This is a genomic window from Candidatus Zixiibacteriota bacterium, from assembly GCA_022865345.1.
Classification (GTDB): domain Bacteria; phylum Zixibacteria; class MSB-5A5; order MSB-5A5; family RBG-16-43-9; genus RBG-16-43-9.
In genome coordinates this window covers 1-14372 of the sequence record JALHSU010000028.1, presented here as the reverse complement: position 1 = coordinate 14372, position 14372 = coordinate 1, and the positions used below count along the sequence as shown (strand labels likewise).

Sequence of the window (14372 nt, the reverse complement as noted above, 5' to 3'; positions counted from 1 at the left end):
TTGATAATTCCCACTTCAGGCACAGCTTTCATAAACGGATATAATATCGCTTCTCAGGACTCTGAGGTAAGGGAATCCATCGGGCTGGCAGCAGGAACAGAGAGGTCTTTCTATTACCGGCTTTCTGGCTGGCAGAACCTCTGGTTTTTTGGGGCACTGCAGAAGATAAATAGTAACGATTTGAAAAACAGGATCGAGTCCCTTTTAAAAAGGCTGGACATATTCTCTGAAAAAGACAAAGAGTTTATGAAATGCTCTACCGGCGAGAAAAGGAAATTAGATTTAGCCAGATGCCTTCTAACTGATCCGCCGGTTCTGCTGCTGGACGAGCCGACTACTTCTATAGACCCTTACTCTGCTATGAAGATAAGAGAGGTGATTGGAGAGTTGAAGGGTAAGGGGAGAACCATACTTTTAGTGACCCATAACTTATATGAGGCAGAAAGGCTCTGTGACCGGGTGGGGATTATGAGTGAAGGGAAGTTAGCGAAGGAAGGTTCCCTGTCTTCACTTAAAAATGAAGTTCCTACCAAAAAGGTGACTGTGAGGTTAAAAAACTTTCCTCTTGGCGAATTTCTGGAGAAACTGAAAGTTTTTGGTCAGGTCAACACCAGACCTGAAAGAAGGGAAGTCGAGGTGAGGTTACAGGATTCAGGAAAGCTGAACGAGCTTATCGAGTTTTTCAATTCCGGGAACCTCATCTTTGAATCGATCCAGACCCGTGAGCTTTCTTTAGAGGAGATTTTCATAAAATATACTCAAGGTCAAGGATAATGAACAGGGTAATTGCTTTTATATATCGCGGCTGGATAACGATGTTTTCTTACAAGACTGCTTTGGTTTTGCAGTTTCTCTCAATGCTGGTTACAACTGCCTCCTTTTATTTTCTGGCGAAGCTGGTCGGGTTTCAGGCGAATAACCCTTATCTGGCCCAATATGGTGGGAATTATATGTCCTTTTTGATCATCGGGGTTATATTTCAGAGTTTCGTCTCAGTTTCCCAGAATTCATTTTCTTCCACTATCAGAAATGAACAGCTTATGGGGACTTTGGAGTCTCTGCTTATGTCCAGGACCCCTTTATACCAGATCTTAGTTTATTCCACCGTATGGACTTTCATCTTCACCCTGATAAATATCGTGGTGATTTTGGCTGCGGCTATACTGGTCTTCAAAGTCAGCTTGAACGTCAATTATCTCTCGGCCTTCATCATATTTTTCTTATCGATTATCAGCCTGGGCGGAATAGGGATGATTTCTGCTGGTGTGATTATGGTCACCAAGCAAGGTGATCCGGTGAGCTGGTTTGTAACTATGCTTTCCGCCTTTTTATCCGGAGTCTATTACCCGATTGAGGTTTTACCCAAGTTTTTAAAATCCTTGGCTTTGATCTTGCCAAATACTCATGCCCTGATCGCTTTAAGGCAGACTTTGACCAATCATTATTCTATCTCGCAAGTCAAGGGTCAAATACTAATCTTGGTGATTTTCGCTTTGGTGACTATTCCCTTGGGGATCATCTCTTTCAAACTGGGATTTGATAGATCGAGAAAAGAAGGGACGCTGTCGTATTATTAAGGATAAAAAGATTGTATGTCAGGCTTGTATTTAGAACTACTTGACAAAAAGAGTCTTGACCCAGAAAAAATCTTTGTATATATCTTTATTGAATTTAAAGACAAGAGACAGAGGAGGTGTTGAATCGTGCGTTACAGGATTTTGATTGAACAGGATGAGGATGGCATATTTGTGGCTGAATGCCCTTCTCTGCCTGGATGTGTTTCTCAGGGAAAGACTCGCAGGGAAGCCTTAGAGAATATTCAAGATGCCATCAAAGGGTATCTCAAGAGCTTGAAAAAACATAATGAACCTATCCCTCCCCCGATTGATGAAGAAATTGTGGAGGTGAAGGTTTGAATAAATTACCCGTGATTTCTGGAAGAGAACTCTGCAAGAAATTGAGGAAGATAGGTTACTCTGTAGATCATCAAACCGGAAGTCATATTATCCTCAGAGATGAAAATCCTCCACATCGAAGATTGACTGTGCCGGACCATAAGGAAATCGCAAAAGGGACTTTAAGGGCTATAATTCGCCAAGCTGGTTTAACCCTTGAGGAATTTAAAAAATTGATGTAAGAAAAGCCTTGTTGTTTGACCAAGGGAGTTTCAAGAAATTCACTTTGTGGCCGTCGGGTCCCCTGACCCGACGGAAATATGGCGTGCATCCCACCGCAGGCGGGATGCACGCATTGACACGGATGATGCACTCCAAAATCATCTCCAATCAAATCTATACCTCTGGGCGACGTGGTCAAAGGCTTCTTTGGATAAGGAATTTTTCAGAAGCTCATCTATCTCCTGAACCCTGGATTGCCAGAAATCTTTATCCTCCCAGGTGAAATCTCTGCTGGGCAGGACCTTTCGGCAGCTCTCCCACTGGTCCTCTTCCAATTTCCACCATTGGGGATGGGCTATTTTAGTTCCGAAGGTCTTCTCATAATAATCTAAATTTGAATCTATCTGGCTGCCTGGAAAATGGGAATAGTCTCCGATTGCCCAGAAAAGGTAACTATTATCTGTTTCCATCATCTTCTTCATAAAATCAATCGTCTCCATAACGGTCTGGTGGGTCTCTCCCGGGTGGTTGAAGATGATGTTCGCCCTATGCAGCACCTTTTTCTGGCTCAAGTTGAGTGAAAGCTCTTTGAAATACTCCAGATACTTTAAAGGATTATTCACCTTGTGCATAATCTCCAGCATTTTTGGCGAACCGCTCTCCAGTCCAAATTGAACTTCGACCTTTAACCCGGAAAGCAGATCTGCATCCTCATAATCCAAAAGATTCGGGAGAGTTTCTATGGAGACCCAGAAATCATAGTTTTTCTCTTTAAATTTGCCCAAAAATTCTTTTCTCCATTTAGGGTTTATCCCGAAACAGGCATCAGCTAAGGCTAAAGAATAAGGTTTCAATTCATCCACTATTCTCTGGATCTGGTCTATAGCTTTATCCGGGCTCATCTCTCTCCAGTCCCGGTTTCTCTTGGCCGCCTCCATACAGAAATTACAGGAGAAGGGGCAATCCCGGCTCAGATATATATAGAATGGATAAGGGTATCTACCTTTTTCATTTTTCTTATTTGTTATCTGGCTTAAATCTAAAAAGGGAAGGTCTTTTAAGTTGGCTGTCTCTCCGGAGAGGATAACAGGTTTTTCCTCTTTTTCCACTTCCCCCTGGCAGACCTTCAAAAAAGCTCTCTCACCTTCGCCAATCACTATGAAATCAAAAGGTGATTCTGGATAGGTAAAATCCTCTGGCACAGCGCTGGGATGATAACCTCCCACAATCAGGGTTGCCTGAGGATTTATCTCTTTCAAAATGGAGGCCACGGACAAAGTTGCCTGATAGGAGAGACTTGTCCAGCAGGAGATCCCCACGATATCGAAGTCTATTTGACTCAAAAAAGCCTTTGCTTTTTCCTTAAACCTTCTTATGGTCACCCGGCTATTGGGCCTTCCGATCTCAGTCTCCAGGTCGACGATCTTTACATCAAAATGTGGCTTTAGATAAGAATAAAGATAGAGAAGCTGGGATTTTACCTCAACCCGCTCTAATTCCTGGGGAAAATAGAAAATCGAGGGGAAAAGGAGAAGAATTTTTTTAGGATGGTTCATTTTTCCAATATGGTTTCGTAGTGCTCGCCAGGTCCTCTGACCTGGCGAGTTAAGTGAATTTAGCTTTTCCGTTGGGTCAGGGGACCCAACGGGCACAGAGAACCTCACAGCTGATTGAGCGGATTAAGCTGATATTAATTATTCTCATCTGCTTAATCTGTTCCATCTGCTGTGAATGATTTTTCCATCCTGCTTAAATGCGAGGTGCAATACATAACCTCACCCTAACCCTCTCCTTAAAAAGGAGAGGGGAAAGCCAATTCGGGTTCGATAAATCGAACCACTACATTTAAGCATTCTTTTTGCTTTCCATCTCGATTCTATACAGGCAGTAAGGATTATTGAATCTTGAGCTTGAGGAGCCTATGGCTGTGGTAGAACAGCCACAGCGGCACATTTTCAGATGAGGACAGTCCTTGCAAAAACCCTCAGCTTTATCCGGTGAGAACTGACGGTTATAAGAGAAAAGAGACATATCAAACCAGATCTCCTTCAGGGGTCTTTGTCTGATATTCCCCTCCACAAACTCCTCTGGCATCGAAAGGCATCCCTTGATATTCCCGTTACTCTCTATCCCTATCACCCGGCACCCGGCATAGCATCCTAAATACGGGTAACCTCTCCATAGATCGTCCCCTAATTCGCCGTAGTACCCTATATTTTCCCCTACGTCTATCTCGATTTTCTTCTCATCTCGGATCTCTATAATCTTGCGAGCCAACTCCGGCATATCCTCAGGCGTCATAGACCCATCTCTCATCTCACACATCCTGCCAGTGGAGGTGGTCATCTGGATTCTCCACAAGGGAATACCAATATCTAAAAGGTCTTGGTAAATAAGGTCCAATTCTTCAAGATTAAGCTTGGATACCTGGGTTAAGGCGCAGACTTTCTGGCCGCTTTCCTTTATCATTTTCAAAGCCTGATAAGCTTTTTTATAGCTTCCTTTGGTTCGCCGGATCATATCATGAGTCTTTTCAGTTCCATCGAAGCTCACTCCCACCATATTCATTTCGATCTCTTTGAAATCTCTCGCCACTTCCTCGTTCACGCACCAGCCATTGGTCACTATCCCCAGCTTTACTTTTCTTTCTTTCAGCCTCCTGGCTAACTCTTTCCAATCCTTTCGCAAAAGAGGCTCACCACCGGACAGAGTTAAAAACTCGCATCCTAACTCTGCTAAATCATCAATTAACTTCAGGGCTTCTTCAGTATTAAGCTCATCTTTTCTTTTTTCCCCGGCTGCGGTGCCACAATGAAGACACCTCATATTGCACAAAAAGGTTATCTCCCAAACTGCATTGGAGGGGTAAAGTTTGAATTCACTCATAAGTTTTTCCTTTCTTAGGCTTTTTTCCTCTGTCTTAGACGAGATTGACAGATTATCTCCAACATCTCATTCAGGTTGTATTTCCAGGATTCACAGTTATTTTCTAATTTTTCTTTTCTCCAGATGATCCGGTGAGGACATCCACCCATACATAAGGGAAGAATACTGCAATCCTGACAGCTCTGGTTTTTGAAAGGGTTCCAGTTCAGAAAAGGGAAAAGGTTAGGATGGAAAGGATCAACCGGGGTTTTAATATTTCCACAGCTTCTCTCAATTATACCCACATCGTTGAAACATTTATACAGAAGACCTTGCGGGTCCACGATATAGGAGTTCATACTCTGAGCAGAACAGTACGAAGCCAAAGGGGAAGGAAGCTTTTCCAATCTGAACCCAAAATCCAGGGCTAAGTTATGTAAAGCATATTCCATTTTGGAGAACTCTTTATTGTCGTAACAGTTCTCCGCGATATTTATGCAGACCTCGTTAGCCGCCTCCACATTTCCGAAGAAGAGATTCACTTTCTCCTGCAGATTGTTCTTGACCAGGTCAGTCAAAAGCTCGGCTATATCCTCTTTCCGAGTTGTCTTATCAACGTTTACTCTGAGATTCAAATCCAGAATCTCCTTGATATCGGTCATATTCTTTAAAATAACATCATAGCTTCCCTGGCCATTGGCTAAGGGCCTTCTCTTATCGTGAACCTGTTTTGGCCCATCTACACTTATCTGGATCGAGCTCACCCCTAAGTTCTTAAGTTTAGCAGCTATCTCTCTGGTTAAAAGGTAACCATTGGTCATCATTCCAGCGCCATAAGCCACCTTATATTCTGCGCAGATATCCCTAAAGGCTAAGCTTAATTCCTCCAGCAGGTCGAATCTAACCAAAGGCTCGCCTCCATACCAGGAAACAGAGAAGGTCTTCACAGTTTTGGCTTTGTCCTCCACAAAAGCTACTAGGGAATCAATGGTCTCAGTGGACATAGATCCTTTTTTAACCTCTTCAAAGCAATATTCACACTTGAAGTTGCAGGCTAAAGTCGGGGCGATGATCAATCCCAGTCGGCTGGTATCAAAACGGTCAAGGCGATTTTTCAGCTCTAATTGGGAGAACTCGTCTACCGGGTCGTCTATCAGGAAGTGGCCGAGCCTGAGCTTGGAGACAAAGTCCCGGTATTCTTCTTTCTGGGACAGGAAATCGATCTTTTCCGGATTGGAGATCAAGTCGCAATAATCTTTATACTTATTTTCCTCCATTAAAGCCAGTCCACCGGTCCAGGAATTATAAGCTATGACCTTACCATCGCCTCTTGGAAGAAAATGACTGTACCTGGACTTCTTCATTTAAAGAAAACCTTCCTTTCTTAAATCTACAGAGTTACACCTACTTTTTTGGGACATCTTTTACAATCCTCTGGCAGCTCTTGAGAGTTCACATATTTCCTTAGATATCTATACTTTTTTCCATTCCAGATCTCAGCCAGCTTCTCTTGATATAAATTACCCATGGTCTCATCTGAAAAACAACAGGGCTTGATCTCACCCTCAGAGGAGATTCGAAGATATGTCCAGGGCTCATGGCAGAATCCGGCTGTGTTTTTTCTTTCCAACTTTCCATCCTCTACAAAAGCGTCTGAATCCGTCGGTAAAAAATAGACCGGGACAAAAGGGATTAATAGAATCCCTTCTTCCTTGGCTAAGTCCAAAGACACCAAAAAGATCGATTTGGCAAAATCAGCATAAGGGGTTAAAGAATGCGCTCTTAATCCCTCGTTTAAAATTATCAGGTCCTGGACAACAACTCTTCGTATCCCTAAATTGGATGCCAATCTTACAAAATCTGGTAATTCCACAATGTTTTCCTTTATGGCCACAAAGGATAAGACTATCTCAGGTGAACCTTTCCCCCTTTTTCCCCCTAAGTCTTTTATCCTTCTGATATTCTCAATTATCCTGTCGAACTGGTCGTTTCCGGATAAAAGCTTATAAGTTCTGGCATTTGCAGCATTTAAGGAGACGTTTATGCTCAATCTGTCATAAGATGAAAACTTCTCAGTCCATTTGCCGTTCATCAAGATACCGTTGGTGGTGATATTTATCTCGATTCCCGCAAAATTTTCTACCACGTAATCGAACATCTTCTCATAATCCGGGTTAAATAGAGGCTCTCCCCAGCCATAAAGCCCTAAGGAAGTGGCATATTCCAAGGGCTCTGACAGTTTTACCCATTTTTCAAAGGGAAAGTCAGAATAATGAGACAAAGTTTCCGGGGACCGGTCAGTGCAGAAAATACAGCGGTTATTACATCTGGTTCCGGTTGGGGAGATGACATTCACCGGAAACGATTCCAGGACCTCTTTCTGGGCAGGCCTTTCCTCCTGATTTAGTTTATCATTTTTCTCGCGAATCCTTATTTTTTCCTCTTTTGAACCCATCCTGAGAATTCCTGAAAAATCTATCTTTTTGTACGATTCTTTTCCTCTAATAACTAAGCGGGAGCTATCAATTAGAAGGTAGCTCCTCTGGACTTAACAGTTACAAAACCCTAGCAGATTACAAAAGCAACTTATCAGGTTTCCTCTCTTCCTATTTTGCATAGGAAGAGAGGAAAAATCCAATCTAAGGAGTTTAGATCTCAATTATCGGGACACCATAGCAGGGTTTTATCTTGCAGAAGGTGGTGCAGGGATTATACCTCGGGCACACTCCCACTGTGGTAACCTCCTCTGGATCGATGAGATATTCCATTCAATTCACCTCCTTTCTTCTGTGAAAATTATTTCAAAAATTCAGTTCCTAGCAAGCCAGCTAAATCTTTTTCTTCTAATTTCAAATATCTTAAATGAGGGTAAAAGAAGTATTTCTTTTTAAGAGTTATCAGAGATAAAAACTCCTATACGAGTTTTTTGCTAATATACAGATTTTTTTAGCTTAAGCAAGAGAAAAATTTCTTTAAAGTTTAAAAAAAATTTAATCCTTATCCTAAGAGTATCCAGAATAAACTGATATAATATTCAGGTAGGGCCAGGGTTTTATAAATCGCATAATTTCACCCAACCGAAAACTTTATTTAAAAACAGCCTTAATTCAAACAGGGCAAAGAAGCTTTGAACTATCTCTATAAAAAAGTTCCTCTCCCCCAAAAGGATATGAAGGAGAGGAAAGGTTTCTTAAGAGGAGTTCTATCACTCAATTACTGGAGGAACGCCATATAATGGCTTTATCCTGCAGAAAGTGGTGCAGGGATTAAAAATCGGGCAAACTCCCAGCTTTGTTACCTCCTCTGGATCAATGAGATAATCCATTCAACTTCACCTCCTTTCGTCTGGGATTGAGTCCCTTTCAGGATATTTTGAAAGGTGTTCACTTGTATCTTTAAGGAGAGTAAGCCAAAGAACTATAACTTTTTGGATATCAAAAAAGCTAAATTTTCCGAGTGCAGTTTTTACCAGTATAAACGCTCTTTTCAATTTAAGCAAGGAAATTTTTTGATTTTTTTCTTATAAGATTAAACTTAATCAAAATGAGGCGAAATTCATTTTCGATTCCAATAACATTTTTAGATGATTCCCTTCTTGGGCCAGTTAAAAATAAATTCATTTACTTTTAATGGATAAATCCCGGTTTTAGTCCTTATCCTGGGATGCAAGATATGATAGATAACGATATTTTTCCTTGACAAACGCTTGTTTAAAAATTATTAATATTTGACACTTGCAAGCATTATGTATGGCAAAAAGGAAAAGGTATAACATTTTTTAACTTTTAAAAAGGAGGTTAAGTGCAGAAGTTCTATTTCGATATCAGGGATATCTTTAGAGCTCCCCGCTTAGCGCTTTCCGGAAAAAAACTCCTCATCCAGACCTCAGGGTTGCTCTGCGGGTATCTGGGTTTTTTGATCCTGACTTATCTTGCTCATCTTTTAAGTGACAGGAGACTTTCCGAGGTCTGGGGAAGTTACGGTCTTTTCCCGGTGCATGATTTTTCTTTTTCAGGTTTTTTAGCCTGGCTGGCATTCATAATCGGCTGCCTTTTTTTCATCTGTATCTTTCTTCTTTCGAATGCAGCAGTGGGAAAAATCACCTACGAACAGCTCAAAGGAGATGAGTTCTATTCTACCAAGGACTCCTTCAAATTCCTGAAGAAGAACTGGAAAACAGTTCTTCTCTCCCCCCTCTCGATCTTAGCCCTGGTTATAATTTTACTGATCTGCGGTATAATCATCGGGCTTCTGGGAAAGATACCCTATGTAGGCGAGTTAGGCCTGGGGATTTTCTACGGGGTCCCGATCTTCGTAGTGGCTCTTTTCACGGCTTATACTCTTTTCATTTTCTTTATTGCTTTGTTTATGACCCCAGCCATTGTTGCCACGACTAAAGAGGATGTGTTCGAGACCATAGTTCAGCTTTTCTCCTCTATCTGGACCCAGCCCTGGAGGTATTTTATCTATACTGGTCTTTCAGGTCTTCTGGCAAAATTAGGAGCTTTCGTTTTTGGTTATTTCTGCTACCGGGGAGTTCAGTTAGTTAACTGGTCTGTCGGGGTTTTGATGAAAGATAAACTCTCCGAGATAATCGAGGGGGCTTTAGGATATCTGACTGTCCCTTCCTCGATTCTTTATTTCTTCTCCAACATCTTTCCGGGAATCCGGTTTGCATACCTGGTCCCAGAGCCGGGATGGGAAGCAGGTCTGAACTGGTCAAGAGAGATAGCGGCTTTTTTGATCGGGATAACCTTCATTTTGATAGTTTTTGTGGTTATCTCCTATGCTTTAGCCACTCTTTCAGTCGGACAGACTTTGACCTATATCATCATCCGCAAGAAAAAAGATGATGAGAACCTCTTAGAGAAGAAAACCGAAGAGGAAGAGGAGGAAGAAACAAAATCAAAAGAAGAGGAAAAGAAGGAAGAGCCTAAACCCGAGTATCCGCCAGGTGAAAGCCTGAAGTAATTCTAATCCGGTGATTTCTTAAGGGAGGTTTTCTAACCTCCCTTATTTGTTCTTCGTAGTGCGAACCTTTCAGGCTCGCCGAGGGAGGAAATTCACAGCGGATTTAAGCAGATTAAGCTGATGTTCAGAACGGATTTATCAGCCTCAAGGTTAAATTCGACTTAATCCTGCTAATCAGCTGTGAGGTATTCAGTCTTTTGGAAATATAGCGGAGGTCTTCAGACCTCCATCTTTTTATAAGGGTTTTTTGTTGTTGACAAAGGATTTTAGGGGATATTAAATTGACTCTGGTTTTTCAGAGTCATTCTGAGTCCCTGTAGGGGCGAAGAATCTGCACAATTCTATTTTGCGGTAGATTCCTTCGGTCATCCCTGTAGGGAACTCCCTCAGAATGACAAAAGCACAAAAGCGACCCTTAAAGGGTCGCGCTACGAACAGGCAAGATGCCTGTTCCACCAATACTATGATTAACTGTTTCCTAATTGATATTGAAGGGACGATTGTAAAAGATAAGTCTTATGCTCCAGTGGAAGGTGTGGTTGAATGGCTGAGAAAGGTTAAATCCTCAAGGAAGAAATTCAGCCTGGTTTCAAATAACACCACTCACTCTCCGGATGAGCTTCTGCCTTTACTTAAGAGTAAAGGTTTCGACTTGGGAGAAGAGAATTTGGATACCTGTATGAAGGTTACAGGGGAATGGCTGAAAAAGAAAAAGATAAAATCCTGTTTTGTCCTGGGAAATGAGGCTTTGAAAAGTTATCTTGGAAAAGAGAGGATTAAGATCAGAGAGGATAGTTCAGTTCAAGCTGTTGTTGTGGGTCTGGATGGGGAGCTAAATTTTCTGAAGCTGAAAACTGCTACCAGAGCTTTAGTGGAGAATAATGCTCATCTTGTAGCCCTGCACGCAAATAAGGTTTATAAGGATTCAAAAGGTGAGATTGCCCCTTCGGTCGGAGCTGTCGTAAGAGCACTGGAGTATGCCTCCGGTAAAAGAGGTCTTATTATGGGTAAACCGAGTATCGATTTCTACCGTAGTGTATTGAGGAGGCTTGATATCAAACCGCAAAATTGTCTTATGATAAGCGATGACCCGCTTTCGGATTTAGTCGGGGCTAAAAAGCTGAAAATAAAAACAGCTTTTGTCCTTTCAAGTAAGTATGATCGGTCGATTTTGAAGAGGCTTGACAAAAAGAAAAGACCGGATTACGTTTACGAAAGTATAGCGGAGATTAAAGTCTGAAATGCTCAAGAGATTCGGCCGGGAGTACAACTCCCGACCGAGCAAGGGACCCGCACTTAAAGAGTTGCATTCGGGAATTCCAATTCCCGAACGAACAAGGAGATAAAGACTTAATATGCATATCGGGATCGTTGGTTTGCCCTTTGTGGGAAAAACAACTATCTTTAATGCCCTGACTTCTGCTCAGGCTAAGACCGGGGAGTATTCCTCTTCAAAGGAGCCTAACCGGGCTGTGGTGAAAGTCCCTGATCAAAGGGTTCATAAGATAGCAGAGATGTTTAATCCCAAGAAGGTGACTCCAGCAGAGATAGAATATATCGATGTTGCCGGGATGGTCAAACTTACAGAGACAGGTCATTCTGAAAAGGAAAAAGAAGCTGAGCTTTTCTTCCATTTAAGGGGAGTGGATGCCTTAGCTTATGTGATAAGGCTTTTCCGGGATGAGAATATCATCCATCCACTTGGCAGCATTAATCCATTGAGAGACATGGAAAGTTTCGACCTGGACCTGACTATTCTCGATCTGGAGACTATCGAGAAAAGGATGGTCAAATTAGAAAAAAGCTACCAGACCACAAAATCTCCTGAGGAAAAAAGGGAGTACGACCTTTTGACCAAATGCAAAGTTTCTCTGGAAAAAGGGATTCCCTTGAGGGATTTAGATTTCGCAACTGAAGAGGTGAGACTCCTTAAAGGATACAGTTTTTTGAGTTTTAAGCCGATTCTGATAATACTGAATCTGGGGGAGGAAGACCTCTCCGAGTCGGAAAAACTGGAAAAGGATTTTTCCTCAAAACTTAAATTCAAACACAGCCAGGTCTCAGCATTTTGCGGGAAATTAGAGATGGAGATATCCCAGTTAGAGGAAGAAGACAGAGCGTCTTTTTTAAAAGAGTTAGGACTAAAAGAACCTGTCAAAAACAGGATGATCAGCACTTCGTATAATCTATTGGGACTTATCTCCTTTTTTACTGCCAATCAGAATGAGGTGAAAGCCTGGGCAATTCCTTCAGGCACAAAAGCCCTGCGCGCCGCAGGCACGGTGCATACGGATATGGAGAAGGGGTTCATTAAAGCTGAGGTGATAAACTACGATAAGTTAATAGAGGCAGGCTCAATTCATCATGCCAAAGAAAAGGGCCTGGTTCGCCTGGAAGGGAAAGATTACATAGTTCAGGATGGAGATTTAATCTTTTTCAGGTTTAATGTTTGATCGTAGCGTTGCCACTCCCGTGGCAACGGAGGTTCGTCCTCACAGGAGTGAGGACGCTACGTCTATTACTGCATTGACACGGTCAATGCACTCCATAAAGGAGAAGATTATGGATGATTTCAAAAAAGATTTCTTTAAGGATGTCAGGCATATCCAGGAGGAGATGGATTTACTTTTTGATCATTTCTACAAAATGGGGCATTCGCCGGTTTTAACCTCCAAGAGATTGTGGCGACCGCCCACAGACGTTTTTGAGACTGAGAATGGCGTAATAGTCTTACTGGAGATAGCCGGGATGAAACAGAAAGACTTTTCCATCACCCTTTCTGATGACATCTTGACTGTTAAAGGTGAAAGGAAAGAGAAAGCTGAACCCTCTATAACCGGGTATAGAAACAAAGAGATAAATTTCGGGATGTTTGAGCGGAATATCTACCTACCCGAGAACATCGACTCGGATGAAATTGTCGCTGCGTATAAGGAAGGATTTCTGGAGATAACGATTAAGAAAAGAAAAGGGAAAAAAGTAAAAGCAAAAGAGATAGAAATAGAGGAAGGATAAAATCAATATTAGCAGTTTTCTAAGGAACACGGTAAAAGGCGTGTTTATGTCATTCTGAGCCCGTAGGACGAAGAATCTCTAAAAATTGATTTTAACAGATTCTTCGTCCGCCTTCGGCGAACTCAGAATGATAGGCAGAAACACATAGCATAGACCAGTTGGACGAGGAGGTAAAACTTGTTAAGAGAAGAAACCAAGATATCTGAGGAAATGAAAAAGCTTACAGATGAGCTTTCGATATTGCCCCTGCGTGGGAACGTGGTGTTTCCTTCGCTGATAATTCCACTAGTGATAACTGACCAGAGGTATGCTAAGCTGATAGATGATTCTCTAATGGGCGGAAAAGCGATCGGGCTTTTTGCCCAGAAGAACCCAGAAATAGAGAATCCAGGGCCAGATGACATCTATAAAATCGGCACAGCCGGCACCATCTTGAAGATGCTCAGGTTTCCAGACGGGAGTGTGCGTTTTTTAGTTCAAGGGCTTTCTAGGATACGGATAAAAAAATACCTGAAAGAAGATCCTTTCCTTTTTGCCAAGGTTGAGCCTTTAGAAGATATCATTGAGGAATCTGTGGAGATGGAGGCTCTGATGCGCACCATCTTAGATCTTCTGAAAAAGGTGGTGAATCTGGCTCCCTATCTACCGGATGACCTGCAGATCTCCGCTTTAAATACTGAAGACCCGGGCAAGCTCTCGGATCTGGTCGCCTCAAACCTGAACATCACCTTAGCCCAGAAACAGGAGCTTTTAGAGACCGTAGAGGTTAGAGAAAGGCTTAAGAAACTGACCCTTTATCTAAATAAAGAAGTGGAAGTTTTAGAGCTTTCCAGAAAGATCCAATCCCAGGCTGCAACTGAGATGGGAAAAATGCAGAGGGATTATATTTTAAGGGAACAGCTCAAAGCGATTCAAAAGGAATTAGGCGAGGCGGACGAGAGGACCCAGGAGGTTGAGGAGTTCAAAAAGAAAATCGAAGTAGCCAAGATGCCGGATGAGGCAAGGGAAGCAGCCTTAAAAGAGGTGGACCGGCTCTCCAAGATGAACCCGGCTGCGGCAGAATATATCGTATCCAGAACCTATCTTGACTGGCTGGTGAACCTACCCTGGAGCATCGGAACCCAGGATAATTTAGATATAAAAGATGCGAAACGTGTGTTAGATGAAGACCATTATGACCTGGAAAAGGTCAAGGAAAGGATCTTAGAATACTTAGCAGTGAGGAAATTGAAGTCTGACCTTAAAGGTCCTATCCTCTGCTTTGTAGGACCTCCAGGTGTGGGTAAAACCTCTTTAGGTATGTCGATTGCACGGGCATTAGGAAGAAAATTTAACCGCATCTCCTTAGGAGGCATGCACGATGAAGCCGAGATAAGAGGACACCGCAGGACTTATATCGGCTCT

13 protein-coding genes are annotated in these 14372 nt (G+C 42.3%); 9 read left to right on the top strand and 4 right to left on the bottom strand.

Annotated features, from left to right (window positions below):
* The 4 genes from MUP17_01320 to MUP17_01305 form a co-directional block, all read left to right on the top strand.
* Window positions 1–774, top strand: a 774-nt coding sequence (locus MUP17_01320; protein ID MCJ7457615.1) for an ABC transporter ATP-binding protein, incomplete at its 5' end; no start/stop codon positions are given.
* On the top strand, window positions 774–1577 hold the full coding sequence (locus MUP17_01315; protein ID MCJ7457614.1) for an ABC transporter permease: 804 nt from the start codon (window positions 774–776) through the stop codon (window positions 1575–1577). The genes MUP17_01320 and MUP17_01315, both read left to right, overlap by 1 nt.
* Window positions 1578–1703: 126 nt before the next feature.
* Window positions 1704–1916, top strand: a complete 213-nt coding sequence (locus MUP17_01310) for a type II toxin-antitoxin system HicB family antitoxin (GenBank protein MCJ7457613.1) — start codon at window positions 1704–1706, stop codon at window positions 1914–1916.
* Window positions 1913–2137 carry a type II toxin-antitoxin system HicA family toxin gene (locus tag MUP17_01305; GenBank protein MCJ7457612.1) on the top strand — a complete coding sequence of 75 codons (225 nt, stop codon included), beginning with the start codon at window positions 1913–1915 and terminating at the stop codon, window positions 2135–2137. Before MUP17_01310 ends, MUP17_01305 begins: the two co-directional genes overlap by 4 nt.
* A 138-nt stretch (window positions 2138–2275) precedes the next feature.
* Here MUP17_01305 and MUP17_01300 read toward each other — a convergent pair whose 3' ends face one another.
* The 4 genes from MUP17_01300 to MUP17_01285 all read right to left on the bottom strand — a co-directional run bounded on the left by MUP17_01300 (window position 2276) and on the right by MUP17_01285 (window position 7437).
* The gene (locus MUP17_01300; protein MCJ7457611.1) at window positions 2276–3673 is read right to left on the bottom strand and encodes a B12-binding domain-containing radical SAM protein; all 1398 of its coding nucleotides are present in this window, start codon (window positions 3671–3673) and stop codon (window positions 2276–2278) included.
* Between the two features lie 289 nt (window positions 3674–3962).
* A complete protein-coding gene (locus tag MUP17_01295) occupies window positions 3963–5003 on the bottom strand; it encodes a radical SAM protein (GenBank protein MCJ7457610.1) in 1041 nt (346 codons plus the stop codon).
* 14 nt (window positions 5004–5017) lie between these two features.
* Window positions 5018–6346 (bottom strand): SPASM domain-containing protein, encoded by a 1329-nt coding sequence (locus tag MUP17_01290; protein MCJ7457609.1) that lies wholly within the window; start codon window positions 6344–6346, stop codon window positions 5018–5020.
* A 26-nt stretch (window positions 6347–6372) separates the two neighbouring features.
* Window positions 6373–7437, bottom strand: coding sequence for a radical SAM protein (locus tag MUP17_01285; GenBank protein MCJ7457608.1), 1065 nt, complete (start codon window positions 7435–7437; stop codon window positions 6373–6375).
* Between the two features lie 1346 nt (window positions 7438–8783).
* Here MUP17_01285 and MUP17_01280 point away from each other — a divergent pair.
* From MUP17_01280 to MUP17_01260, 5 genes are all read left to right on the top strand, one after another.
* Complete coding sequence (locus MUP17_01280; GenBank protein MCJ7457607.1) at window positions 8784–9953, top strand: hypothetical protein; 1170 nt, start codon at window positions 8784–8786, stop codon at window positions 9951–9953.
* A 463-nt stretch (window positions 9954–10416) separates the two neighbouring features.
* Entirely contained in the window at window positions 10417–11193 is a 777-nt protein-coding gene (locus MUP17_01275; protein ID MCJ7457606.1) for an HAD-IIA family hydrolase, read from the top strand.
* A 115-nt stretch (window positions 11194–11308) separates the two neighbouring features.
* Window positions 11309–12406, top strand: a complete 1098-nt coding sequence (gene ychF / locus MUP17_01270) for a redox-regulated ATPase YchF (GenBank protein MCJ7457605.1) — start codon at window positions 11309–11311, stop codon at window positions 12404–12406.
* A gap of 109 nt (window positions 12407–12515) precedes the next feature.
* The gene (locus tag MUP17_01265; protein ID MCJ7457604.1) at window positions 12516–12968 is read left to right on the top strand and encodes an Hsp20/alpha crystallin family protein; all 453 of its coding nucleotides are present in this window, start codon (window positions 12516–12518) and stop codon (window positions 12966–12968) included.
* Between the two features lie 177 nt (window positions 12969–13145).
* The coding region (locus tag MUP17_01260; GenBank protein MCJ7457603.1) for an LON peptidase substrate-binding domain-containing protein at window positions 13146–14372 on the top strand (1227 nt) is incomplete at its 3' end.